General features: G+C 40.1%; 22 protein-coding genes. 12 read left to right on the top strand and 10 right to left on the bottom strand.

Features of this window, described 5'->3' with window-relative positions; genetic code table 11:
- Positions 1–87: 87 nt before the first annotated feature.
- Complete coding sequence (locus tag JWG41_RS08405) at positions 88–729, bottom strand: hypothetical protein (RefSeq protein WP_205269473.1); 642 nt, start codon at positions 727–729, stop codon at positions 88–90.
- On the opposite strand from JWG41_RS08405, the gene JWG41_RS08400 reads away from it, so the two are divergent.
- Positions 728–1,762, top strand: a complete 1,035-nt coding sequence (locus JWG41_RS08400) for a sodium:calcium antiporter (protein ID WP_205269472.1) — start codon at positions 728–730, stop codon at positions 1,760–1,762. The genes JWG41_RS08405 and JWG41_RS08400 overlap by 2 nt on opposite strands.
- On the opposite strand, the gene JWG41_RS08395 is transcribed toward JWG41_RS08400, so the two are convergent.
- Together JWG41_RS08395 and JWG41_RS08390 are read right to left on the bottom strand one after the other, a co-directional pair.
- Positions 1,752–2,672, bottom strand: a complete 921-nt coding sequence (locus JWG41_RS08395; RefSeq protein ID WP_205269471.1) for a DNA-processing protein DprA — start codon at positions 2,670–2,672, stop codon at positions 1,752–1,754. The genes JWG41_RS08400 and JWG41_RS08395 overlap by 11 nt on opposite strands.
- An 11-nt stretch (positions 2,673–2,683) precedes the next feature.
- Positions 2,684–3,601, bottom strand: coding sequence for a tetratricopeptide repeat protein (locus tag JWG41_RS08390; RefSeq protein WP_205269470.1), 918 nt, complete (start codon positions 3,599–3,601; stop codon positions 2,684–2,686).
- A 50-nt stretch (positions 3,602–3,651) separates the two neighbouring features.
- Here JWG41_RS08390 and JWG41_RS08385 point away from each other — a divergent pair, with 50 nt between their 5' ends.
- From JWG41_RS08385 to JWG41_RS08370, 4 genes are read left to right on the top strand one after another with little or no spacing between them, the layout of a single operon-like run.
- A complete protein-coding gene (locus JWG41_RS08385) occupies positions 3,652–4,080 on the top strand; it encodes a GNAT family N-acetyltransferase (protein WP_205269469.1) in 429 nt (142 codons plus the stop codon).
- Positions 4,077–4,850 (top strand): SDR family NAD(P)-dependent oxidoreductase, encoded by a 774-nt coding sequence (locus tag JWG41_RS08380; RefSeq protein WP_205269468.1) that lies wholly within the window; start codon positions 4,077–4,079, stop codon positions 4,848–4,850. The genes JWG41_RS08385 and JWG41_RS08380 overlap by 4 nt, the downstream gene beginning before the upstream one ends.
- 6 nt (positions 4,851–4,856) lie before the next feature.
- Positions 4,857–6,200, top strand: a complete 1,344-nt coding sequence (locus JWG41_RS08375) for a DUF445 family protein (RefSeq protein ID WP_205269467.1) — start codon at positions 4,857–4,859, stop codon at positions 6,198–6,200.
- A complete protein-coding gene (locus tag JWG41_RS08370) occupies positions 6,197–6,715 on the top strand; it encodes a hypothetical protein (RefSeq protein WP_205269466.1) in 519 nt (172 codons plus the stop codon). The genes JWG41_RS08375 and JWG41_RS08370 overlap by 4 nt, the downstream gene beginning before the upstream one ends.
- Here JWG41_RS08370 and JWG41_RS08365 read toward each other — a convergent pair.
- From JWG41_RS08365 to JWG41_RS08345, 5 genes are all read right to left on the bottom strand, one after another.
- Entirely contained in the window at positions 6,692–7,534 is an 843-nt protein-coding gene (locus JWG41_RS08365) for an alpha/beta hydrolase (protein WP_232373865.1), read from the bottom strand. The two genes, JWG41_RS08370 and JWG41_RS08365, sit on opposite strands and share 24 nt — an antisense overlap.
- Positions 7,497–9,482: an Lnb N-terminal periplasmic domain-containing protein gene (locus JWG41_RS08360; RefSeq protein WP_205269465.1), complete on the bottom strand. Its 1,986-nt coding sequence runs from the start codon at positions 9,480–9,482 to the stop codon at positions 7,497–7,499. The genes JWG41_RS08365 and JWG41_RS08360 overlap by 38 nt, the downstream gene beginning before the upstream one ends.
- Positions 9,483–9,525: 43 nt before the next feature.
- Positions 9,526–10,011, bottom strand: a complete 486-nt coding sequence (locus tag JWG41_RS08355) for a DUF3015 family protein (protein ID WP_205269464.1) — start codon at positions 10,009–10,011, stop codon at positions 9,526–9,528.
- A 16-nt stretch (positions 10,012–10,027) separates the two neighbouring features.
- Positions 10,028–10,531: a DUF3015 domain-containing protein gene (locus JWG41_RS08350; RefSeq protein ID WP_205269463.1), complete on the bottom strand. Its 504-nt coding sequence runs from the start codon at positions 10,529–10,531 to the stop codon at positions 10,028–10,030.
- 225 nt (positions 10,532–10,756) lie between these two features.
- Positions 10,757–12,409, bottom strand: coding sequence for a serine hydrolase domain-containing protein (locus JWG41_RS08345; protein ID WP_332461287.1), 1,653 nt, complete (start codon positions 12,407–12,409; stop codon positions 10,757–10,759).
- A 79-nt stretch (positions 12,410–12,488) separates the two neighbouring features.
- Between JWG41_RS08345 and JWG41_RS20920 the strand changes: the two genes are divergently transcribed.
- Positions 12,489–12,725, top strand: coding sequence for a hypothetical protein (locus JWG41_RS20920; protein ID WP_232373864.1), 237 nt, complete (start codon positions 12,489–12,491; stop codon positions 12,723–12,725).
- Between the two features lie 120 nt (positions 12,726–12,845).
- On the opposite strand, the gene JWG41_RS08340 is transcribed toward JWG41_RS20920, so the two are convergent.
- Positions 12,846–14,972 (bottom strand): toprim domain-containing protein, encoded by a 2,127-nt coding sequence (locus JWG41_RS08340; RefSeq protein WP_205269461.1) that lies wholly within the window; start codon positions 14,970–14,972, stop codon positions 12,846–12,848.
- A 6-nt stretch (positions 14,973–14,978) separates the two neighbouring features.
- Positions 14,979–16,349: a DNA gyrase subunit A gene (locus JWG41_RS08335; protein WP_205269460.1), complete on the bottom strand. Its 1,371-nt coding sequence runs from the start codon at positions 16,347–16,349 to the stop codon at positions 14,979–14,981.
- Positions 16,350–16,429: 80 nt separating this feature from the next.
- Here JWG41_RS08335 and JWG41_RS08330 point away from each other — a divergent pair, with 80 nt between their 5' ends.
- The 6 genes from JWG41_RS08330 (at position 16,430) to JWG41_RS08305 (ending at position 25,159) form a co-directional block, all read left to right on the top strand.
- Positions 16,430–17,302, top strand: coding sequence for a hypothetical protein (locus JWG41_RS08330; protein ID WP_232373863.1), 873 nt, complete (start codon positions 16,430–16,432; stop codon positions 17,300–17,302).
- A complete protein-coding gene (gene gltX / locus JWG41_RS08325) occupies positions 17,299–18,849 on the top strand; it encodes a glutamate--tRNA ligase (protein WP_205269459.1) in 1,551 nt (516 codons plus the stop codon). Before JWG41_RS08330 ends, gltX begins: the two co-directional genes overlap by 4 nt.
- Before the next feature lie 99 nt (positions 18,850–18,948).
- The gene (locus JWG41_RS08320; RefSeq protein WP_232373862.1) at positions 18,949–19,551 is read left to right on the top strand and encodes an ATP-binding protein; all 603 of its coding nucleotides are present in this window, start codon (positions 18,949–18,951) and stop codon (positions 19,549–19,551) included.
- A 1-nt stretch (position 19,552) separates the two neighbouring features.
- Entirely contained in the window at positions 19,553–20,659 is a 1,107-nt protein-coding gene (locus JWG41_RS08315; RefSeq protein WP_205269458.1) for a glycosyltransferase, read from the top strand.
- On the top strand, positions 20,656–23,475 hold the full coding sequence (gene polA, locus JWG41_RS08310) for a DNA polymerase I (protein ID WP_205269457.1): 2,820 nt from the start codon (positions 20,656–20,658) through the stop codon (positions 23,473–23,475). Before JWG41_RS08315 ends, polA begins: the two co-directional genes overlap by 4 nt.
- Positions 23,462–25,159 carry a hypothetical protein gene (locus JWG41_RS08305; protein WP_205269456.1) on the top strand — a complete coding sequence of 566 codons (1,698 nt, stop codon included), beginning with the start codon at positions 23,462–23,464 and terminating at the stop codon, positions 25,157–25,159. The genes polA and JWG41_RS08305 overlap by 14 nt, the downstream gene beginning before the upstream one ends.
- Positions 25,160–25,239 lie beyond the last annotated feature (80 nt).

Below are 25,239 nucleotides of genomic sequence, written 5' to 3'. Positions count from 1 at the left end.
GAAAGCCTGGAGTTGGTGTTAGCTAGAACGAAGTCTGACCGAGTCATCTTCGTTTCTCAAAATCTCAATGATTGGTTTGGATGAGGATCACTCCCATTCAATCATTCTTACCACATCTTTCAAACAGTCCTCTCTAGTTCCTTGGTCATTTTTTAAAACCGGAAGACCAGAATACCATTTTCCATCTGGGTATTTCAAATCCACCCAATAGGAAAAGAGAGTGGTTTCCCCATTGTTGTTTTTCACTTCTAAGTTGAGAAGTTTTAAGTCGGAAACACCTGTGTCCTTATAAAACACTTCTCCATTACGAGTACGAATTCGGATTTTTTTAGGAACCACTTCAAAGGTGATCCCTTTTTTTTCTTCTCGTTTTTGTTTTAATTCCCAAGAGTCAATTCGCACCGAATCCAGTTCATTTACGTTTAACTTTTTTTTATAAAGGATTCCGTCTTTGGAATGTTCAAAAGCCATCGACTGACTGCCGCTAGATGATTCCCCTCGAACCGTTCGACCATCACACAAAGTTAAATTGATCACCTTTGGCTCCGAGGACTCTTTGTCCCCGCGAGCATTCCGAGGCTCTTTGGATTCTTCCATGGGAACGTTCGGAAGGTTTGGTTCTTTTGGCAATCGTGGTTCTCCGAGTACCGGAGAAAAAAATCCGAGGGTCCCTACCCAAAGAAAGAGTCGCAGTCGGATGAAGTTTTCCATATTCTGACCTTTATCCATGGATGCATTTCTTACTGCAACTTTTCAAACCCTTCCCTTGCCAGTTCTTTTACTCGTGATCATTGGCTCCATCCTTGTTTTGGGCAAAGCCGCTGACGTGCTCGTAGACGAGGCAGTTTCCCTTTCCACAAGATGGGGAGTTCCCAAGATGATCGTTGGTGCCACCATTGTGAGTCTAGGCACAACCCTTCCCGAAGTTTCCGTATCGGTTCTTGCAGCCTTAGAAGGAAACCCGGGAATTGCCCTTGGGAATGCGGTCGGCTCCATTATCTGTGACACAGGCCTAATTTTAGGAATTGCCATCCTGATTTCCCCACCTGACATCGACAAACGACTTGTGAACCGTCAAGGTTGGATCCAAGTCCTTTCTGGATTTTTACTTGTTTTTGCAGCCCTTCCCTGGGCAAACCTAACATCCGTTTTCTCTACCGGCGGACGAATCGACCAAGGTACTGGATTTGTATTTTTACTGCTTCTAGCTTTTTACATTTATCTAAGTATCCGTTGGTCCAGATCCAAACCGGGCGAAGTAGAAGCAGGAATCGATGCGACAACCGAATACGATGAATCACCATTTTGGATCGTAGCCTTAAAATTATCTGCTGCCATCGCTTTTGTCATCCTTTCCTCAAAGGTTTTGATTCCTTCGGTCCAAGAAACAGCCGTTCGACTCTCTATTCCTGAGTCCATCATTGGTGCCACTCTCGTTGCTTTCGGAACTTCGCTTCCGGAACTAGTGACAGCCATCCAAGCCTCTAGACGGGGACATTCGGAACTCGCTGTGGGAAATATCATTGGAGCGGATATTTTGAATGTTCTTTTTGTATCGGGGGCTGCGGCAGCTGTTACGAAAAATGGACTCGAAGCTCCGGTTAGTTTTTTTACTTTCTACTTTCCATCGATGCTAATTGTCCTCGTTTTATTCCGTTTAGGAATTGTTTTCTCCAAAGATAAAATCAAACGACCGTTTGGTGTATTTTTACTTTTTATTTACGTCCTGGCAACTGTCGCGGGATTTGTTTTCAAAGGGTAAAGTTTAGATCCCATCCACCATCTCTTTCGATTCCCGAAGAGATGGTTCGTTTTTCTTTCCATTCTTCATAACTCATCTCACTAGAATTCACTTCCTCTTTTACACTCTTAGTTTCATAAAATAAATTTTGTGCACCCTGTCGTAAGAGCAAACGTCCTCCTTCATTATCAAATTGTTTGGGATGATCAAAAACATAAATCTCGCGGTTTTGTTCCATAGCACTGTATGCTGTAGAAATGGTCCCTGACTTTCGACCGGATTCCATAATGTACACTCTGTCCGAAAGACCGGAGATCACACGATTGCGTTTCGGAAAAGTCCATTTGGCAGGTTCTGTTTTTAATAAAAATTCCGTGATAAGGAGTTGGTTTGGATCTTCTTTGATCCTTTTGTATAAATCCCGATTTCCCGGCGGGTATTCCATTCCGAGAGTGGTTCCGAGAACCCCCACCACAGGAAGACCCAAGTCCAAAGCAGAAAGAAAGGCCTGTCGATCAATCCCAAGCGCCATACCAGAAACTACCGCCAAATCTTTGTTTACCGACAACAACCGAACCAGTCCTTTCGTGGCCGATAACGAGACAGGGGAAGACTTTCTTGTTCCGACAATCGCCACCATCGAAGATTCTAATAACTGGAGATTCCCCAAACAGGCAATCACAAGGGGCGGATCATAAATTTCTTTTAAATTCTTGGGGTAACCTTTGTCATAAATATGCAAAAGTTGCCAATGGGGATCTTTCTCCATTTCCCATAGCCTGCACTCTTCCCAACATTGGTTCCAAAATTCTTCTTCGAAGTAACTCGGCAAAACCTGGTAAAGTTCAGAAAACTGAGAATAATTACACCAAATTCTTGTTTTGCGAAGGAAAGAGGAAATCCGGGGATGCCCTAAAATCGAAACGACCACAACTTAAGAGGTCAATTGGATTTGTTTTGGGCCCCTAATTGGTTTAAGTTTTTGATGACATTACGATAGGATGAATTTTCTTCCAAAGGTTCTCGGATATTTCCCTTTTCCTTCATCTCTTCCAAAACCGATTTGATACGAGTGTATTCATCAAATGCTAAATTGGATTTTCCAACTTGGTATAAAAAATTGGCCTTAGCAAATCGTGTGGGGACATTGTATGGTTCTTTGCGAAGGATTTGATCTAGAAGAGAAAATGCCGTTTCCACTTCATCATAACCATTGGAAGTTTTTCCGTTCCAAGCTTCATCCTTCAAAGAAGAATCAAAGTAGACAAGTGCCAACTGGAAAGGAAAACGAGAATCTTCTTTGTCTAATTTAGAAAGCTGTTTGAATAAGCCAATGGCACGATTACGCCTTACGGATTCCCAACCCATATCTTTGGATGCATTGGAATATGCCACTGCCGTCTCATATAACAACTGTTTGTCCAACTTTCCAGATTGGATGGCTTTTTCAAAATAGGGTAAGGCAGATTCATAAGAATGGATTTCAAACCCACCTTGTTTTGCGTTTGGTATGGATTCGCCGATGGCTTCTTCATAATAACGAGATCCTAGTTCCGCAGAACCTGCGCGCATATAGGCCCTTGCAATCTTCCAGGAAAGCGCAGCAGACTGGTTGGACTTCTGGACCATTTTACGAATCCGTTTGTCCATCTCTTCAATTTCCGCCTCTTCTAAGGCTAACTTCTCTTTCCAATTGACGATGTCTTTTTCGGAAACAGGTTCTCCCCCAATCCGTTTACGGTATCTGGATTCGGTAAGTGACTTTAGATATTCACAGCCTGTAAAACTAAGGCCGAGCACTACGAGTAGGATGCCCAGTGGCAGTGAAACCAAAGAAAACCTGCTGTTTTTTGTACCCATCAGTTCGATTTTAGTTTCTTTCTTTTGGATGAAAAGAAAAAAATGTGATTATGTCTCATAGTTTTCGAAGGTTGGGTGAATCGGATCTATCCCTCCTCCTCCAATGGGAATCCCTTTGTTTTCCCGGTGAGGAATGGACAGAAAAGATGATCCAAACCCATTTGGAATTCCATGTGGCTTTCGGTTTGGGAAATCCAGATACGGAGTGTTATGCTCTTGTTTGCGAAACACCTTGGGAAATTGAAATCTTTCGGATTGCAACACTTCCCAACTATCGAAAGTTAGGGTTGGCTAAACAACTTCTATTGGCCCTCTTCCAAGAATTTCCCAAAAAAGAATTTTTCCTGGAAGTGAAGGAATCTAATGAAGCAGCCATCAAACTCTACGAGTCCGTTGGTTTTATAGAATTAGAGAGACGTAAAAAATACTATCCGGACGGATCCACAGCCGTTCTGATGAAAAGGAATCCCATCGAATGAAAAATGCATATGTCACTGGCGCATCCCAAGGAATTGGAAAAGAATTTGTTCGAACACTCGCGAAAGACTATAACGTCTTTCTAATTTCCCGCACGGAATCCGATTTAAAAAAAGTAATTTTAGAATTAGAACCTAAATCGCGAGGTATTTTAAAATACTTCGCACTCGATCTTACCAAAAAGAAAGATGTAGAAGAACTCGCTGAAATCATATCAAAAGATAAAGATGCGGAACTAGTAGTTAACAACGCCGGGTTTGGGACTGTGGGTGAGTTTGCCGCTTTACCACTGGATAAAGAACTAGATGAGGTGAATCTGAATGTAAAAACTTTAGTTCACTTAAGTCACGCTGCCCTAAACCGATTCAAAAAGAATAAAAAAGGTTATTTGATTAATGTGGCGTCTATCGCTGGTTATCTGCCTGCACCAGGTAGCGCCATTTACGCTGCAACCAAAGCATTTGTAAAATCTTTTACAGAATCCATCCATGAGGAAGCAAAACTTCACGGAATTTATGTTCAGGCACTTTGCCCAGGACTCACTCATTCCGACTTCCACCAAAGAGCAGGAATTAATAAATCCAAATACCCTTCTTTTATGTGGCAAGATGCGGATGTAGTGGTAGAAGAATCACTCAGTGCTCTTCGTCACAACGAAGCCGTCTGCATCACGGGTTCGTTCAATCAAGGAGCGGTGACCATTTCTGAACTCATCCCACGAGGCTTCTTACGAAGGTTAAGTGGTAAATACTTAAAACTAGAAGAGGAATAGAATCGGATGGATGTTGCAAAATTAGATGCCTGGTATCGTAGATTACTTGTAATTTTTTCGATTATCGTTGGAGGATTTCAAGTATACTATGAGGGCAATGTTTGGATCAACGCAGTCTTTGTAATTTTGATGGCAGGGGTTGTGGGTTATTTCACAAATTTCCTTGCAATCAAAATGTTATTCCAACCTAAATATGGTAAGGTGCTCGGTTGGTCGGGTCTTGTTCCCAAAAACAAATCCAAAATTGCAAAGTCACTCGGAGAAAGTATCCAAAGTAATTTACTCCACCCTGATATCATTTTATCCTATATCTATGAACGTAACCTAGTAGAAACGGGAATCCAAAAGATAGTCAAAGAAATTGATGAAGCCATTCACAACGTCGAAATTCGGACGGTGCTTGTGACAAAAATCATTTCCATGTTAAAAGAAAGAGGGCCTGAGATTTTAGAAGTAATCTTTGATTTTTCTGAAGAAACCATGAAAAAAATGGCGGAACGTCCAGAAGAAATTCAAAAACTTTGGGACTACGCAAAAGACCGCCTAACATACTATCTAACAGAAGAAGCCAATCGCGAAGATTTAGGAAAACAACTCCGCGTGGTTCTTTTAGAAGAGATGCCAAAACTCGCAAACCTTCTCAACGAAGGATTAGAAGAGTATTTAAAAACAAGAAGTACGCTTGGTAAAATTGGGATTGGAGTGAAAAAGATTTTTTCTTTTAACGAAGAAGCCATTCGCGAACTTTTGGAACGATTTGTAAAAGATCCAGAAACATCTGATCAGTTTATGAAGATGATGGATGAAATGATGGCTGGTCTCCAAGAACGATTGAACTCCAAAGAAACACAAGAGTTCATTACAGGAAAAATTTCTAATTGGTTAGAAGCCAGTGGCGACTATGCCAGACAAAATCTCCTACCTTCCGGCATTGAACGATTGCAGTCTTACTTAGATGATCCCAATAACTGGGAAGAGATTGAAAAGAACTTCTTTCGTGCTGTGGATTGGGTCAAAAAACGCCTTCTTGAATTTATGTACAGCGAAGAAGGGAAGGTTTATCTCAAAACCAATATTGAAAAATTTGTACACAATATCAATGTAACAGCTCTTGTGGAAGAACGAGTGATGGCATTAGATACTGACGATTTGGAAAAAATGATCTTGGACAATACCGGCGGGAACCTTGTCGTAATACAGTTCTTAGGTGGAATTTTAGGAATGATTGCGGGACTCATCCAAGTCCATATTTATTTTTCTGCTCCTGTGGGTGCCCTTGTTCTCATCACGTATATTGCACATTATAGAAATCAGAAACGGTTTGGATCCGAATCGGCTGGAAACCCATGAACTCTAAATACAATCTTTCTTCTTTTGTTATTTTCATTTTCTTTCTCATCCAATTTGGATTCACAATGCAATGTGCTGAGAAAAAAGCTTTTGTGAAGTTAGAATCAAAGGAAAATGATTCTGGACTTTTTTATTTGATCCGACCAGAACACCCATCTCTTGCCCTTTGGAACTATGAATGCCTATTATCTCGTTATCCAGATAAATTTTCCTCTCAGATTCAACCTACCCCTCTTTACAAAATTGAATTAGAGAATGGATCACTAGGTTATCTTAGATTACAAGAAGGTACATACAGATTGGATGTTGTTGGAAAAGAAGATGCCACCAAAGTATTCCAAATCAAAAGAGGAGAGGAAAAATACTTCGAACTTAAAATATTTAGTGAATCAAAAATAGGAAAGAGTGAGTTAACCTTTCGAGAAATCGATAAAAAAGCGACTCTAACTGAAATACTTTCTACTCCTATCTTCGTGGAACATCCGTTTACTTCAGTACAAATGCCTGTTGAGTAAAACCAAAAAATCTTTTGCAAACTTGGACTGACCGAGATTCATCCAGTCCACATGCCCACCTCCGCGAATTTCCCAAAAGACCTTTGGTTCTCCAGCCAACCCAAAAATTTGTTTTCCATTTTCAAAAAAAACAACATTGTCCTCCGTTCCGTGAATGATGAGAAGTGGTATTGGAGAAAGACCGGCAATCGAATCACGAGGGCTCGTTTGATCATGGAAAAGCCAAGCAAATAGATTCCCTACCGGAGGAAAGAGCACATGGTTCATTGTTTGTTTGGCAACTTCTCTGTATGAAGGAAAGGAACCATCAATACAGAATAATACAACTTCGTTTTTATCCTTCCAATCAGAAACAGCCCGCATAGCGACAGCTCCACCCAAACTCTGACCATATACAATTAACTTTGTGCCTTTTTCTCTAGCTCCTTGCAAAGCAAAGTCTAAAACAAGTTTACTATCTTCTATTATATCCTCTGGATCTGGTTCGCCTTCCGAATCTCCATAACCTCTATAATCAAATACGATCAGTTCATAACCATGATTCACTAACCAAACTAGAGATAAAAAATGAGCACTCATATTTTGGCCGTTACCATGAAATTGTAATATGACTGCTTTCGGTGTTTCAAACTTTTTAGAATAAATTCTCCAAACATTTAACTTCACCCCATCCTTTGTCGTAAGGAAAGTTGGCGTATAAGAAAATCCCATTTGTTTCGGTGTAAAATATGTATCTTTTGTTGGATGATAGTACAACATCGAACAATTAATAAAAAAGAAACTAAAACAAATAATGATAAGATAAAAGTGCTTCTTCATAAAATCTTTCTCCATTAACTTCCAATCGTAATTCGTGAGTATTTGAAAATGCATATCTAATTTTGAATGTAGCATAATAAGTATTCAAATTATGGCTTAATTGATAATTTTGAGCCGTTGCACCGGTATAAATTTTCCATGCGCCCCATTCTTGTTGGTAGAGTAAACTGAAATTGGCTCCGTAACGAATGTTATTTTCAAACATCCTTCCATTTTGAACTTTCACACCGGCAAGAACGCTCAACACACCCATACTCATGGGAGTTTTCCCAAATTCATTTGAAAATGAATACCCAAAACGTAAATCAAAGTTACCAACTTGTTTTCGTAAGGTTTCATCATTGTTTCGATAAACGGCCGTTTGGATTCCTGTGTCAAAAAAATAAGAGAAATCTTTTGAAATAGAATTATAAGGGTTTAAGGATGTAACTTTTACTGCACTCATGGAAGTCAGCTCTGGTTTTTTATTCTCGTAGGTCCGCACTGTGGTATCAAAAAAAGCCAACTCAGAATTCGGTGCATGCCCCTTACTCACATTCAATAAATCATGATAGGCAATCCTATATTGGAACTCGGCAAAATTCCCGAGAGAAGAAGTACCAAAGGAAGTGGCAACTCGACTTACTGGATGTGAGGCTTCAGGGGGAGTCGACAAAGGAATTTGTTCATTGGGAATGTATTCATCATTTTGTTTACTTCGAAAGATTAATAACTTATCATAATACTCTTTATGTTGTTTGGGAATCGAACTTTTACTTGCATAACGATATCGATATGTATCTAAAACAGCATCGGTCACAAGAGCCATACGGAAATTCTCTTTTGGTTCTGGCAGAAAAGCTTTTTCAAAACGAATCATCTCCCAATAGGTATCTCTTTCTTCCTCTGTCATATCAAAAATCTTGTACTTTATTTTTGAATAGAGGGAGGGACGATACTTTCGAGAAATCACAAGTCCATCTTCAGCTAAATAAAGTTTGATGGTGTCTCCAGGTGCGACAATCCAACCTGTTTTTTTACTAATATCTAATTCGGGCATCGCAACTTCTAATATCTCCATCAAATGATAAGAGCAGTTTTCATTGATAAAAAAGTAATCAAAATCAGCCCGACCCATCTCCCAAAGATGACGCAAAAACCTTTCCCTTTCCTCTGGTTTTAACTTTAGTTTGTATTCCCAGAGGTCGCGACTTTCCGTATCATTGTATTCATTGACTTTTAGATAATAGGGAAATATGGCAAAACTACCGGGGTATCCACCGGTTAACCCTCGATACGCATAAGAAAATGGATCCATTTCTCCTGGAGTGGCAGCATAGTTCACGCCATAATCTAACAACTCAGCGTTTTCATTTACCTTGTTATTGAGTTTGAGAAGTGTATGACCAAACATCGACGCCGGTGCTTGCATATAATAGGAAGAAAAAACAACGGAGAGAGAATCCGGATTTAAAGCGTCTTTCCATGCTTCAAACCTTTCACACGCAACTTCTGTTAACCGGTTTGGATCAAACTTTAACTTATTCTTCAGCCAATGGTACCTTTCTGGATAATAACATTGTGGGTGCTGTAAACCTTCTGGAATAGGATCTTCAGTAAAAAAACTGTGGAGTGTTGCGATCAATTCTTTTTCAGGATTATGTTTTCCTTCTTCATTAAGGAAGTAACGTTTGTTATCGACTTCACTTTCCCAATTCCCCCACCTCGTTTTTTTAAAACGCAAAAGCCGGTACCAATGGGATTCCTCAGCAAGATGTTTTTCTTTCACTTCGTTTATGAGTTCTTGCAGGTATTGCTGGGACTTGGGTGATTTAGGAACCGTTTTCCCTTGAATTCTTGCTGTTAAAAAATCGAGTTCGAGTATATTAATGTTGCTAGGAGGTTCTATTGCTCCAAGCGAAGTGGTGAAGAAGATTAAAAGAAGAGTGAGTAGGTACAGAGGAAACACCAGAGTATCCAAATGATCGGATACTCTGATTTTTTACAAAGGATTAGATTTTACAGTAATTTTTTACTGTTGCGTCTTTTTCCAAAGTTTCGTGAAGGTTGGACAACATCAAACTTGGGTTTGCTTTAGATTCTTCTGTGAAGATGCTAGAGTAGTTTTCTTTGACTACTTCATTGAAGCGAACACCAGATTTGCAGTCAAAAAGAGTTGCTAGGTTGGAAAGTTTTTCCCCTTTCCCAGCTGCCATTTCTTGTTCCAAACCATCAAAGTTCATATGCACATAGATTTCACGTGCATGTTCTTTTTGAGCAACGCCGTCTGCTTTACAGTTAGATGTTCCAGTAGTGATACCAAAAGTTTGGCTTCCTGAAGTTCCGTTTGTTGTAGCAACAAAGATTTGATTGCCTGCAGGCATTACTAGAGTTCCAAGTCCGCAACCTGCCATACCGTATTTAGGTGCAGCAGACATTTGAGACGCTAGGAGAACCATGGAGATTCCGATTGTGGAGATGAGTGTTAACTTTTTCATTTTATTTCATATCTCCTTAGATTTGCGAACAAGACTTTGCGAGGATTTTATCGCTTTTAACTTCTGACTTAACTGCTGAAAGTACACTTGCAGGAGTTGAATCTTCAGTGATGAGTTTAGCATAGTTTTCTTTCGTTACTTGGCCAAATCTTGATAAAGAATCGTTAGAACAACCGAGAAGGTTTCCAAGAGACTCTAACTTTTCCCCTTTCCCAGATGCCATTTCTTGGCCTAGAGAATCATAGTTCATCGTGATGAACAATTCTTGTACTTTGTCTTGTTTTACAACACCATCAGCAGTACAATTGGATGTTCCAGATGTAATACCAAAAGTTTGGTTTCCGTAAATCCCGTTTGATGTAGCAGCGAAAATTTGAGTGATGTCATTGGTTGAAATAACCAGTGAACCTAAACCGCAGCCAGCCATACCATATTTTTTTGCTTCCACAGAAGTAGATGTCATTGTGACAGCTACAACGGCGACAGACAAAAATAGGATTGAGGTAATTCTTTTTCCCATTTCGAATTCTCCTTTTGAAACTTTCGAATCAAATTCCGACGAACTGTATTCGATCTTTTTGATTAGTCAAAAACTTTTTCGGGACGTTCGATAATTTCTTTCCTAGGTAATTCGATAGAAAAAAATTAGAATCAAAGTAAATTGGGACTAGGAGCCGTATAACTCCTGCTTTGCCTCAGAGGGTAGAATCTCAATGAATTAGATTCAGAATTTGATACCCAATCCTTAGTCCCCCCAAAATTCAATCCCTGAATACACCAATTTCGGTTTTCCGTCCACAGTCTTCAGTTCCATACGTTCTCCTAAATTGCGACCGTATCCTAAAATACGAAGGGTTGTGGGTGATTCCCATTTGCAAGGTAAGGTGACAGAATACCCGAGTCCACCGAGGGAGTAATCAATGGTCGCCAAAAGAAAACCGCGTTTATCTTTGTTTAATTCCACACGGGGAATGATCGAATGTGGGTCGTTCGTTTGGTAAGTGGTGAAATAAGATTTGTCCGGTAACTTTTGATCCGGGTGGAATAAAAGGGCAAAACCAATACTTCCTTTGGACATATCAGAAGAATATAAAGTAAAAACCTTCTCCCCTTCCCAAGATTCAAACTCCAAACGAAAACTTTCTATCGTTTTATCTTTTATCGGAATGAGACCAAAAAACAAACGTAAGTCGGTGCCGAATCGATTTTCTCTTTCTACCAAATCAAAATTGATCCCCATAATATCGAGTTGTGGGGTTTTGCCAGGTTTTAGTTCGTGAACTCCAAAGGGGGACGCATAAAGTCCATAATAACCATCTAGTTTGTTTTGTTCTTTTCGTTCCGCAATCGGTGGAGACTCCAAAAAAGCCCCTGTTTTGAATTCAAAAACAGTATCCAATAATTCTTTGTTAGTTGGCTGAATACTAGCCATTGCAAATCCAGTTGTATTTCCTGCAAGGAAACTGGCAGTTTCTGTTTCTGGATCATAGATCAAATCAGCAAAGTAAGGAGGAAGAGATCCCGAATGTCCTGCGATCCAAACTGTTTTTTCAAAAGCCCGCCTCTCTGTGAGTAAGACAGGAAGGCCCATTTTCATTTGAAAATTGGAAGTGGGCCCAGGTTGGGCGCGATGGAACTCGGCAAAACTTTCTTTGGAAACTAAACCTTTGCCTTTTTTACTTAGGAAAAATGACTTCATAAACAGTCCCATATCTTCGCCGGTAGTTGAAATGGCTCCGGCTGTCAGATCTCGAATCAGAGGTCTTTTTGTTTTGGTTTTCCAAAAAAATCCATGGTATCCAGAAACGATCTCAGAACCTTCATGAAACTCGAGTAAGGTGGAATGTTTCATCCCCGCTCTCGCAAAAATTTCTTTTTGGAAGTAGTCTTCGATGCCTAAGCCGGAAGAACGTTCGATGACAATTCCCAAAATTCCAAAACCAAAATTGGAATAGGAATGGGCCTTATGTGGTTCATTTCTCTCCAACTGGGAAAGCCGTTTAGGAAGGGAACGAAATGATTCTAAAATTTGCGGATCACTCGCATCGGGAGAAAGAAAAAAACCAGAAGCTAAATCAGAAGGTAACCCCGACTGGTGGGTGAGGATGTCTCGGATTGTGATTTCTCGAAAATTTTTCCCTCGTGTTTGCATCTCTTTGATTTCTGGGATATATTTCGAAACAGGATCATCTAACTTCAGTTTGCCTTTATCTTGTAATTGTAAAAGAGCAATTCCTGTAAATAGTTTGGTGATACTTCCAATTTTAAATCTTTGAACCCGTGTTTTTTCATTCCCACCCATTTTGCCAGAATGTATCTTTCCATCACCTAACAGAAACATATAAGACAAAGATTCGATTCCCGAGTTTTGTAATTCTTCTATTTTTGACTGAACCACTTTCACAGTGGTTTCCGCGTTATTATGGTAAACCTCTCTCGGTTTCTCTTGTAGAGAAGAACATTGAAGGAAAATAAGAATGTTTAAAAAAAGAAAAAAAGAGATTCGTTTGCGATTCGAGAAAGGAGGAAGGCGTAAAAATATTGGCAATGGCCGAATGGGAAGAAGTGGATCTTCCTTTGCCTTAATTTTGGTCTTAGTTGCTGATTTTTTTGAATCAAGTCGAGACTTTGTTTTTTTAGGAGACCTAGATTTCATTCCCTTAAAAAATAAAATCTTCAATCTACCGCAAGCCCATAAAACAAAGAACTCCTAAGACCTATGGAATTAGGAGTGATCGCTATGCCAAACGGAAAGAACTACAAAAGTTCCTTTCGTTTGGGTTTTGTTTGTTGGTAAAAACTCTATCGATTAGGTCGAAAATCGAAACACCTAATTAGTCTTGGATGACACTCATTGAGTATTCAGAAATCGCTTCGCGGCGTTTTTCTGCATAGTCTTTGTGGAACCAAAGGTCTTGGGTATTTTTGGCAGTCTTTTTGTTTCCCACAGTAATGGTTGTCATACAATGATCCACCGCATACTTCATGGCTTCTTTACCAGTTTCTCCAAGTCCCTTATTTCGTTTTTTACGAGAGATCTCCGCACCTTGTTTGTTGACCCGAACCACTAACTTATCGTAGTCGGAGTCATCAATACAGAATACAGTTTCCTTCTTGGCATCCTTCCACTTCACATCCACTTCATAAAGTGGTGCTGCAGAGATATTGATAAAACCTAAATCAAAAAGTTCCGGCCAATACTCATAGAAAAAGGATAACATAAGAGAACGGATCGCATAACCATCAAAATCCGCATCCGTGATGATACTGATTCGATCGTAATGCAATTCATCAATGGACTTCACTTTTTGATCGAGTGGAAGACCAACGATAGCCACGATGTTTTTCATCTCTTCGTTTTGTAAGGCCTTTGCCAAAGACATCCCCTTACAGTTGAGAGGTTTTCCTCGCAAAGGGAAAAGACCGTGTAATTTCGGATTTCTCGCTGGACGTAAACCCGCAATCGCCGAGTCCCCTTCCGCCACAAATAGAATTCGGCCTGGATCGTTCGGTTTGCCTGTGGGAGGCATCAGCTTAGGGATATTGTTCCGAGACGCCTTACGGAGGCCTTTCTGCGCGTCCTCGAGCTGTTTTAGCTGGGTTCTACGCTCCATCACCATCTTGATTTCTTCAATCAGGCCTGTTTTCTTCAAAAGTTTGTCCAAATGTTTGTCGACTGACTTGCGGATGTCCTCATTCAAATCGTTGATGAGATAAGACTTATCTTGGGATTTAAAACGAGGATTGAGGATCCGAAGGTTGACATACATATGCAAACAACTTCTTACATCGTTACGTGTACATTGTGTGTTGAGTTTCTTTTCTAAACTTACAATTTGTGATTTTTTACGAATCTCATCACAAAGTCTGTTTTCCAAATACTCAATCGCTGATCCACCTTGTGGACAGAAAATGGAGTTTACCCAAGTGAGGGTTTTGTTTTGTCCCACAACCACGTAAGTGTCCATATTGATTTGGGAGGAGGAAGTTTTATCAGTATAATCTAACTTATAGTAAACCATCTCGGAGTTACTAAAAATCTCATCAAAACCTTTTTTGAATTTATACTTTTCCTTTCCTGTTTTGTGGATGAACACCACTTCCAAACCAGGATTAGACATTGCAATGTCTTGAAGGTATTGTTTCACCAAATTGATGTTAAAAGAAGTATCTAGGTTGTTGAAGTAAGCAGAATTGAGTTCAAACTCCACTGTCGTTCCGTGGTCTTCTTTTTTAGCTGCTTCTACAACTGCAGTCATCCCAGTTTTGTCACAAGGTGCTTTTAATTGTTTGATTTGGTCTGCAGTCAAAAGTGGGCAATCAGCAAAAGATCCATGTTCATCAAAATATAAAAATACACGTTCTGTATCTTCTTTCGGAAGTTTGAAACTACGAATGACTTTTTTTACATCATCGTGGATGCTAAACATCTTTTTGTAAGCTTTGCCACCGTTGATGGTTTTCACACGAAAGAAAGAAGAGACCATACGTACGAGGGAGATCCCCACACCATTTTGTCCCGCCACATGGTCTTCTTTGGCTAAATCATCAAAGTTTTCTCCATACATCAAATGGAGGTAAACACCTTCCGCATTGTCTGCAGGAATCCCACGACCGTTATCTTGGATGGTCACACGTTTGCGATCTGTAGACAATTGGATGATGAGTTTGTTCATCTTGTCTTTTTCTGGGATGGCTTTGTCGTTTAAGTTCTTTCTGTATTCATCTACGCAGTTCATACAAGCTTCATCCAAACATTTGAGTTTGGCTGGGATGTCAGAAAGTTCTTCGTGCAGGATATCGTATGTACCAGCACTGTCTTTTTTGAAAAAATGTTGTTCAAATGTAGACAACGAGTTTTGGCCAAGCCACATCCCTGTCCGCATCCGCACGTGTTCTACGTGAGATAATTTCTTAAAATTTCGCGAATTTCCTGAGGTTTTTTCAGTTTTTTGAGCCATAATTTATTATTTCGGATCCCATTTTTTCTTCAGTTCATCAAGTTCATCGGTCATAAAACCGGTGAGCTTTTTATCGTCTTTTTGTAATGTCGTATACTCAGTGTATTTTGTTTTAGCTTCTACAATGGCATCTTCGCACTTACGAACTTCTTCCAAAGTCATTCTATAGACGGGAATGGAAGACAACCACTCGAAGTATATGAACTTGGCTGCTTTCAATTTATCTTCAAATTCTTTCTTGGATTTAATCCCTGTTACTTTTTCGTTCCATCTTTCTTTAATGAATCGAATGAGTTCCGAGTTACGATCAATCTTTTCTTTTTCTAGTCCCGCCAATCGTTTGAAACGACGGATGAGATGGGTTTTTCTAAAATCACAGAACCTTTTGATAATTTCTTCAGGAACAAAGTTACGAAGTTTTCCTTCGTGAGTGATTACGTTGATAGTAAGCACTTCATTGTTTTCTTTTGAGAATAATTCCTTTACTTCTTTTTCAGAAGGAACTTCCCCTTTTCGAGCAATGAGTTCGATTTTGAAAGTTTGGCTGGAGTGATCCACATAGTCTTTCAGCCAATTGTCTTTTTTCTCAATCAAATCATCTAAGTAGTTCACCACTTTTTCGCGGTTCCAGTTCATAGGAGAGTCCACAAGGAACAATTTCCCGTCTTCTTTTTTGAAACCGAAGGTAGTGGACATAACAGTGTTGCCGTTGTCATTTTTGGACAACTTGACTTCCCCACCGTACCCTTTGTACCATGGAGTGACTTTTTTAGGTTTCCCTGTTTTTAAATAAGTGACTTGGGAATCGATCACATCGCTGAGTTTATGAGCCGGAATGAAACAACGAAACCCCGTTGCAATCCCTTGGATGTTATTTAAGAGTACAACTGGAACTTTTCCGACGAAGTGGATGGGTTCATCTTCTGTTTCATCATAGTTTTTGACATAATCAATGTCAGGTAGACTTTCGAAAAATCCTAAATCCTTTGCGAAGTCAGAGAGTTTGACTTCTGTATAACGAGGAGAGGCAATCGCATTCGGATCTAAAACGTCCCCGAAGGTTCCTTCTCCATGAACGAGTGGATAGTTATTCGCAAAAGCAAAGTCTTGCGCCATTTGGGAAAGGGCATCTTGGATGGAACGATCCCCATGTGGATGGTATCCCATGGCAAGACCGGCTACTTTTACTGTCTTTGTGTGACGGTTTCTCGCATCCGAGTTCCACATCGCCCAAAGAATCCTTCGTTGAACAGGCTTTAGACCATCAATTTCTTGCGGAATGGCCCTCGAATCGCATACATAGCGAGAGTATTTCCTTTGGTCATCATTCACTTGGTCTTCAAAGGGGCGTTTCGGATACTGTTCTTCGTTCTTCATGGTTCCAAATGACACAGGGGTGGGGTGAATTGACTTGTCAAGCGGTTTTCCCTTTTTAGACTGGCGATACACACTGATCTATGTCCCCAGAAACTCAAGAATACTCCCGATTCTATTGGCTTTTTTGTATCTTGATTTTTTTTTCTGGATCCAACTGCCAGAACCTGAAATCACTCATCACAAGAGAACCAATTTCAGAAATTCCCGCATCGGTTCTCTATCTAAAATCACCTAGAAAAATGAACCTTTCCTTCTTTCGAGAAGGCTCTTCCCACTTCCGATTCATTCAGTGGGAACCAGGCAAATCCACCGGATATGCAGAGAAAATTGAGCTCAGTTTCCTTGCTTACGACAGTAATTTTTTATCAAAAGTAAAACAAGAATTTGGTAACGAACCTTTTGAATCTTATAAGATCATTTGGAACAAAAAAGTAGGAAAATTCAAAAAAGAAGAATCGGAAAAACGAATTCTTTTTGTTTATACTGACTCCTATGCTTCTGAAACCAAAGGTTCCACTCTAAGTTCTCTTCTAGAAAACAAAGTGAGTGGTATAGAAAACAAAACTCAAATTGAAGAGTTCGACATCTTTGAATTAGGTGGGGATACGGGACTACTCGTGGAAGAAGGAATTCTCTCTGCACTTGGTGGGGATAGTCGTTGGTCCCATAGTTTAGGAAGTATGGAATTTTTTGCATCTTCTACTGTGTTCATCAAACAAGCAAACAATACAATCCAATCGGAACAAGTTTCGAATCATTACGACTATTTACAACTTCGTTATGAATGGAACGAAACCGAATCCGACAAATTATTTTTCAAACTCATCTATAAAGAAAATGATACACAATTATTCTTTGTTCCGCCGTACACCAATGGACTGACTACCAAAACAAAAGAACCATTTGGTTACAAACGGATCGGAGACTTTTTACTCAAAGAGGAAATGAAATGACAGAAGTTCGTACCCGTTTTGCACCCTCCCCTTCCGGATTTTTACATGTGGGTGGGGCAAGAACCGCCCTATTTAATTATTTATATGCGAAAGCCAAAAAGGGAAAGTTTTTACTTCGTATCGAAGACACGGACCAAGACCGGTCCACAGAAGCATCCTTTAAAATCATTTTAGAATCTTTAAAATGGCTCGGAATGGAATGGGATGAAGGTCCTGGAGTGGGTGGTCCAAACGGTCCGTACACTCAGTCCGAAAGAATTCATATCTATAAAGAATACACAGACAAACTGATTTCGGAAAAGAAGGCCTATCGTTGTTTTTGTTCCGCTGAGGAATTGGATGGAAAGAAAAAACAAGCCGATGCCATGGGGATTCCTTATATCTATGATGGAAAATGTTCTGATTTGACAGAGGATGAAATTGGGTCCCAAATCGAGAAAAAAATTCCCTTCACAGTAAGATTCAAAACACCCAATAAAATTGTGATCGTTGATGATATGATCCAAGGAAAGGTAAAGTTCGAATCCAAACTCATTGGTGACTTTATCATTGTGAAATCTGACGGATTTCCTTCGTATAACTATGCTGTGGTGATTGATGATGCCCTTATGAAAATCACACATGTGATTCGAGGTGTCGGACATCTTTCCAACACACCACGCCAAATTTTGATTTTTGAAGCCTTTGGATTTCCACTCCCACGTTTTTCTCATGCGAGTGAAATTGTAGGAACTGATGGGAAAAAACTTTCCAAACGTGCGGGTGCTACATCAGTTCTTGCATTTCGTGATCTCGGTTATTCCAGTGATACCATGCGAAACTATATGGCTCTGCTTGGTTGGACTTCTCCCGATGGTAAGGAGTACATGAGTGACGAAGAGCTTTGTTCCGTCTTTGATGTGGAACGCTGCTCCAAATCTCCGGCTACCTTTGATGTATTCAAAAAACTCAAAGAAGAAGAAAAGGAAACGGTTGATTTCAATAAGTTATCCCTTCTCGGACTGGCAGAATACTTAAACCCCAAATCAAAACTCAACTGGATGTCGAATAAATACATTCGGGATGTGAAAATTGAAACCTTAGGAAAGGAACTCGAACCATTCCTCAAAGATTGTCAAATTCCAGAAACCTACAAGTCAGGAACGAACCCACAACTCCTTTCGATTTTAGATTCTGTTCGTGTGTATTTGGATCGCCTCATCCAAGCCCCACCCTATATCGAAGAATTCTTTTTAGAAAATCTCCAATTTGAAAACGAAGAAGCCAAAGGGCTCGTTTTGGAAGGAAATGGAAAGGCTGTTGTCTCCGCTTTCTACCAATATATAAAAGCCCATGCCTTAGTGACTCCCGACGAATACAAAGAAGCCATGGCAAAAGCGGGAGAAAGCACCGGAGAAAAAGGAAGGACCCTTTTTATGCCAATTCGAGCCATCACTACAGGGAAATCCCACGGATTAGAACTCCCCATCCTCTTTAGCCTTCTAGGCCAAGAGAAATTGGTGAAACGGATGGAGCAGCTGGCAAACGCCTTGGGGATCACGATTTAGGAAATTTTTTCCGAAACCCTTCCCCATTATGGGATTTTTGACTTTTTTTCTCCCTCCCCTTCGTGTAATATGAGTAGGTAGAGGGGGGAGCGGCGGCCATTGACAATACCATCTGAAGTTTTACCGTATTTGTTATGTCCCTCAGTCGGTTCGTATGCGATGTTTCTTCCTCCCGACATGTCCTCCGTCAAACACTTCCGAAAAGAACTGAAACGAACCTTGGAAGACAACGGTTTCAGCTATGAGAATATCATGGACATTGAACTGGCTGCGGACGAAGCACTTACCAATGCGGTGGCTGCCAATGTTTCCTGTCATTGCGATGAAACTATCATTTGCCGGTGGCGGATCGATTCTTCCAAATTCACACTTTATATTTTGGATTATGGATCGGGTCTTTCGGAAGATGGTTCTCTTCCTGAAATCGACAAAGAACTGATTCGCACCAACCAATCCCAATGTTTTAGTAGTTTCCTCGATCATATCAAAAACCACCAAAGTAAAAAACCGGAAACCCTTCCTTATAATGGTTCAGGCCAAAAACATAAGAACATGGGAAAAGGATTGAAAATTATCAATGCCATGATGGACTCCGTTAAAGTAATGTTTCACGGAGAAGGAATGGTAGACGAAGCTCCGGCGGGGTTCAAAGTTATGGGCTCCATCATCGCTCTCGAATACGACCGTTCCAAACACTTATAATTTGATCCTTCATATCAATACTTCCCGCGAATGGCGCGGCGGAGAACAACAGCTTTATTATTTAGTCCAAGGACTATCCACTTTCAAAATCCCACAAATCGTTGTCGGTCAACCTGGTTCTCCTTTAGAAACAAAATGCAAAGAGAATGGATATGAATTTGTCCCTATCGAAATGCGGGGAGAATGGGACAGAAAGGCATATAAGAATATTCGATCTCTCTGTATTTCTAAAAATATAAAACTAATCCACACTCATACGGCCCATGCACATACATTGGCCCTTCTTGCCAAAAGAAATCATTTAAACATTCCTCTCATTGTATCTCGTCGAGTGGATTTCAAACTTAAAACCAGTTTTTTCTCTAGATGGAAATACCAACATCTTGCGAACGATTATTATCTTCCTGTTTCACAAAAAATCAAAGAAGTGATGATCGAAAGTAAAATCGCTCCGGAAAGAATCATCACTGTTTATTCGGGAATTGATTTAAAACGATTTTCGAAACCAGCACCTCATGAATATTTAAAAGAAGAATTTCATATTCCTAAAAAATGCATTGTGATTGGAAATGTTGCCGCTCTTGTCGATCACAAAGACCAAGAGACCTTACTGAATGCCATAGCAAAAATGAGAACGAACGTTGACTTTCGCCTAATGATCGTAGGTGATGGGAAACTCGAGAACAAACTTAAAAACCAAGCCGAACAATTGGGGATCACTGATAAAGTCATCTTTACTGGATACCGCAAAGACATCCCTGCCCTACTTTCTTTATTTAATATATTCACACTCACCTCCAAAGAAGAAGGACTCGGAACTTCTGTTTTAGATGCGATGGCATCAGCGCTTCCCATTGTTGCCACAAACGGTGGTGGAATTGGGGAGATGTTGGACCACAACGAAGGGGCTTATGTATGTTCTGTGGGGGATGCAGAGAACATTGCTCAAGGTCTAGACAAACTCGTTGGGTCTGAAGAATTACGAACTAAGTTCGGAACTTTCAATAAGACCTCGGTCAAACGATTTTCTGTCACCAAAACAGTTGAAAAAACAAAACTAATCTATTATTCCTTTTTAGGAGATAGTTTGTACGGAGACGGAACATGAGCGGAAGATTACTAATCATTGATGGCCATGCCTTGGCCTTTCGGGCTTATTTTGCCTTTGCTGCATCCAACCTTACCAACTCCAAAACAGGACTGCCCAGTGGCGCCATCTTTGGATTTTGGAGGATGTTATTCAAACTCCTGCAAGATGAAAAGGTATCTCATATTGCATTCACTTTCGATCCGGGAACCAGATTGCATAGAAACGATATGTATGAGGATTACAAAGCGCAAAGAAAACCAATGCCTGAGGATCTAAAACCACAGATAGGCAAAATCTATGAAATGTTAAAGGCTTTGGAATTTCCCATGTACAAAATGGATGGGATTGAAGCAGATGATATCATCGGATCTTTATGTAAAAAGTTTGCCAAAGACTTTGAAGAAATTGTTATCCTTTCGAGTGATAAAGACTTATACCAAGTCCTTGACAAAAACATACATATGTTACGCGGGAAACGTGGAGTTTCCGAATTCGAAAAAATCGACCCTAAGTGGGTAGAAACCAATATCGGAATCACAAAAGAACAAGTTACCGATTATATGGCACTTCTTGGAGATGCCTCCGACAATATTCCCGGTGTCAAAGGTGTGGGAGAAAAAGGTGCGGCCAAACTCATTCAAGAATTTGGAAACTTAGAAACCATTTATAAAAAACTAGACCAAGTCAAAAACAAATCCCTGATCGATAAACTAGCCGCTGATAAAGAAAATGCATTTTTATCTCGAAAACTTGCGACCATTGTCACGAACCTCAAACTAGATATCAAAAAGACTGATTTAAAAATTCCGAATTATTATGATCCGGTCAAGGTGCAGTATTTCAAAGACGAAGGATACAATGTCCTCCACCGCGATCTTGCCAAACAAGCTGGAATTCCGATTGTGAGTGACGGGGACAGTAAAGAAGTAAGTCCCGAACCGACGACTGGCAAAAAGGGAAAAAAATCAGCGCAAGATACAACAAACGAAGGAACAGACACCAAACCAAACCAAGGTTCTGCGGTAGCCAAAAAAAGTTACAAACGAATTCAAACTTTGGATGATTTGAAAAAAATAGTCGCGAAGTTAGATCCGAAAAAACCAATCTCTGTGGATACAGAAACCACATCCTCTGATCCCATGCTTGCTGAATTGTTAGGTGTTTCCTTTTCTCAAGAACCTGGTGTTGGTTATTATATCGCCTTCTCTCATCCTGAGTCCATCTATAGCCACCTCCTCCCATCCCCGGAAGAAGGACTCGTTGTTCTTGGGCCAATGCTCGCCGATCCCAAGTGGAAAAAAATCGGACAAAATATCAAATACGACATGTTAGTACTTCGTAATTACGGGGTGGAACTTGCGGGCATTTATTTTGATACCATGCTTGCTTCGTATCTTTTGAATCCGGGAGAACGTCGCCATAATATGGATGATATGGCCGTAGACTACCTAAACTACAAAACCATCACTTACGAAGAGTTAGTTGGAACAGGTAAGAAAAAACAAAATCTGTACGATATTGATCCGGAAAAAGTTTCGGAATATGCCTGCGAAGATGCTGACATTACCCTGCAACTCCATAATGTCCTTTCTCCCAAAATGGAGGAAGGAATTCATAAAAAACTATTTTTTGATATTGAAATGCCGGTCTTACTCGCGCTAGCTGATATGGAATTTGAAGGGATCGCTGTCGAACCAGGATACTTTGAATCTCTTTCTAAAATTTTTGATGCTAAAATCAAAGAAAACGAAAAGAATATTCATTTCTTTGCCGGACGACCATTTAACATTAACTCAACGAAAGAACTACAAACCGTTTTGTTCGAAGACTTAAGACTTCCCGCGGAGAAAAAAACACAAACCGGATACTCCACGGACCATTCCGTATTGGAATCTCTCCTAGGGACTCATCCCATCATTGATCATTTGTTAGAGATCCGTAAGTTTTCCAAACTTAAGTCCACTTATACGGACACTCTACCCACACTGATCAATCCGAAAACCGGTCGTATCCATACAAGTTACAACCAAACCATTGCAGCTACAGGACGACTCTCTTCCACGAACCCCAACTTACAAAACATCCCCATCAAGGATGAAGAAGGAAGGTTACTCCGAAAAGGATTCATTGCCAAAAAAGGATTTGAGATCCTCTCTTTAGACTATAGCCAAATTGAACTAAGAATTATGGCCCACTTTGCCAATGACACACAGATGATGGATGCTTACAAGTCGGGAGCCGATATTCACAAACGGACAGCGGCCGGGATCTTTGGAGTCTCCGAAGACCAAGTAACATCCGATATGCGGAACAAAGCAAAAGTGGTTAACTTTTCTGTAATTTATGGTGTCACTTCCTTTGGACTTTCGAATAACCTAAGGATCAGTCGTAAAGAAGCCAAAGAATTTATAGAAAAGTATTTTGCCACCTACACAGGTGTCGGAACATATATGGAAGAAATCGTTGAGTTCTGCAAAGAACATGGGTATGTGGAAACACTACTCGGTCGTAGACGTTACCTCCCCGATATCCATTCCAAACATAAAATGGCCAGTGAGGCCGCCAAACGAGTGGCAATCAACTCACCTATCCAAGGAACTTCTGCGGATATGATCAAACTCGCGATGATTCAGATTGATAAAAAAATCAAAAAAGAATCTTTCCGTTCCAAACTCCTCCTCCAAGTCCATGATGAGCTTGTATTCGAAGTAGATCCCAAGGAAAAAAAAGAATTCTACCAAATGGCCAAAGAAGAAATGGAATCTGCAATGAAATTAAAAGTTCCCATTGTCGCCCAAGGGAAGTTTGGCGGTAACTGGGATGAAGCGCATTAGGCCCTTTGCCTTACTTCTACTTTTTTTTACATTCTATCTTTGGAATACAAAATCCCTATTCGAATCGGACAACCTCTACGGCCGTTTCGATTGGGATATGTATAGTTTCCATGTCGAGTTTTTAAGAAAGTCTTTCTTCGAGTTTGGCACCACCTTCCCATTATGGAATCCCTATTATGGCGCCGGGTTTCCTGTTTGGGAAAACCCAACCAGTAAGATAGGAAGTTTCACCCACTTCCTTGTTCTTTTTTTCCCCACACTCACAGCACTAAAGATAAGTTTTTTATTTTATTTTGTCCTTTCTGGATTCCTTAATTTCCATTCCTTTCGCCTTTATACAAAATCGAATACGCTATCTTCATTACTATTTGTTTTGGTATTTCAATTTTCTGGGTTTGTATTTCAAAAATTCTATGCCGGCCACTTAAACCAAATCCCGGGACTTTTTTTACCGGCTCTAGTATTTTACATTTTATATTTTATTAAAAATGGAAATTGGTGGATCGGAATTCTAGCCACAACGATCACCTATATTTTGTTATCCGAAGGAAGCATTTACCCTCTTTCCCAAGCAATCCTATTAATCTTCTTTTTAGTAATTCGAGAATTGTATCTTTCCGATGAAAAAAAAGATACAACCAAACGATTGGTGAAACTCTCCCTATTTGTCCTGGGCATTCTCGCCATCAAATGGATTCCGATGTTTTTATTTGTTCATTCCGTAGGTAGGTATTTTGTCGGCGACAACTTCACCTTAAATGGGAACGATTTCTATCCGATTTTTTTTGGATCATCGCAGCACCCATTGCTCGCTCAATCTCTTTCCCAAATGCAATACCGGTATTGGGAGTATGGAAATTACCTTGGCCAGTTACCATTATATCTATCTCCTTTGGTATTCTTTACAAAAAGAAAAATGGTTTCTGTTCTATCGCTCCTTTTACTTGTTGTGTGGCTAATGGCCGGCAATGCTTCTCCTTACTCACCTGCTAATTTACTCGAACACTTACCCATCTACTCCTTGGAACGAGTGTATCCAAGATGGAGTCTGAGTGTTGTATTTTTATATGCTTGGTGTTTGGCGATAGGGTTCCAAAGAGTTTGGGAACTGGTTCCGAAAAAATACCATATCCCTTTGGGAATTGTAACCGTAATTTGTTTTCTGATTCATACACAAGACACGAGGAGTATGAATACCAAATTTCTATCAGAAATTTTTATACTTTCCCTACCCAAGGTTTTGGTCCAAAATAAAAATCCCTATCCGATCACTGTGGCAACCATTCCCGATTATGGTTCCGATTCGCGAATGTTACCCGCACTCATGGCAAATCTATCCACCAATGATATTTATGAAAATCTGACTTTCTATTTTACAAACCAAACCATTGACGATAAAAACTATAGTGGGGAATTTTACCTTCCCTCCACCAAACAAGAGTATACCCCTAAATCCTGGAAACCCGATCACTATGAATTTGGTTTTTTAAAAAAAGGAGAAACTTTGGTTCTGAATCAAAAGTATCATCCCGCATTTACCACTTCGGTTCCGGGGTTGGAGCCATGTTCCTTCAATGGATACTTGGCGGTGCATACAAAAGAGGATATTACGAACGTCGCGATTGGTTATTCGTTGTATCGAAGTTTTAACCTAAAACCTGGGTTGTCCTATAGCTGCGAATAAGGCTATTATCGACTTACTTTTTTCTCCATTCATCTTCTTTCACTATAATTTGCGCCCACCACTTTGGATTGATCGGAATA

This window comes from Leptospira chreensis, from assembly GCF_016919165.1.
In the GTDB taxonomy this organism is placed as follows: Bacteria; Spirochaetota; Leptospiria; order Leptospirales; family Leptospiraceae; genus Leptospira_A; species Leptospira_A chreensis.
This window is presented reverse-complemented; position numbering and strand designations above follow the sequence as displayed.

Coding starts and splice junctions, on each gene's coding strand:
- polA (WP_205269457.1), top strand. CDS start 20,656: ATGAGCGGAAGATTACTAATCATTGATGGCCATGCCTTGGCCTTTCGG.
- JWG41_RS08335 (WP_205269460.1), bottom strand. CDS start 16,349: ATGAAGAACGAAGAACAGTATCCGAAACGCCCCTTTGAAGACCAAGTG.
- JWG41_RS20920 (WP_232373864.1), top strand. CDS start 12,489: ATGTTTAAAAAAAGAAAAAAAGAGATTCGTTTGCGATTCGAGAAAGGA.
- gltX (WP_205269459.1), top strand. CDS start 17,299: ATGACAGAAGTTCGTACCCGTTTTGCACCCTCCCCTTCCGGATTTTTA.
- JWG41_RS08330 (WP_232373863.1), top strand. CDS start 16,430: ATGTCCCCAGAAACTCAAGAATACTCCCGATTCTATTGGCTTTTTTGT.
- JWG41_RS08370 (WP_205269466.1), top strand. CDS start 6,197: ATGAACTCTAAATACAATCTTTCTTCTTTTGTTATTTTCATTTTCTTT.
- JWG41_RS08340 (WP_205269461.1), bottom strand. CDS start 14,972: ATGGCTCAAAAAACTGAAAAAACCTCAGGAAATTCGCGAAATTTTAAG.
- JWG41_RS08400 (WP_205269472.1), top strand. CDS start 728: ATGGATGCATTTCTTACTGCAACTTTTCAAACCCTTCCCTTGCCAGTT.
- JWG41_RS08365 (WP_232373865.1), bottom strand. CDS start 7,534: ATGAAGAAGCACTTTTATCTTATCATTATTTGTTTTAGTTTCTTTTTT.
- JWG41_RS08350 (WP_205269463.1), bottom strand. CDS start 10,531: ATGGGAAAAAGAATTACCTCAATCCTATTTTTGTCTGTCGCCGTTGTA.
- JWG41_RS08390 (WP_205269470.1), bottom strand. CDS start 3,601: ATGGGTACAAAAAACAGCAGGTTTTCTTTGGTTTCACTGCCACTGGGC.
- JWG41_RS08380 (WP_205269468.1), top strand. CDS start 4,077: ATGAAAAATGCATATGTCACTGGCGCATCCCAAGGAATTGGAAAAGAA.
- JWG41_RS08305 (WP_205269456.1), top strand. CDS start 23,462: ATGAAGCGCATTAGGCCCTTTGCCTTACTTCTACTTTTTTTTACATTC.
- JWG41_RS08355 (WP_205269464.1), bottom strand. CDS start 10,011: ATGAAAAAGTTAACACTCATCTCCACAATCGGAATCTCCATGGTTCTC.
- JWG41_RS08375 (WP_205269467.1), top strand. CDS start 4,857: ATGGATGTTGCAAAATTAGATGCCTGGTATCGTAGATTACTTGTAATT.
- JWG41_RS08405 (WP_205269473.1), bottom strand. CDS start 729: ATGGATAAAGGTCAGAATATGGAAAACTTCATCCGACTGCGACTCTTT.
- JWG41_RS08385 (WP_205269469.1), top strand. CDS start 3,652: ATGTCTCATAGTTTTCGAAGGTTGGGTGAATCGGATCTATCCCTCCTC.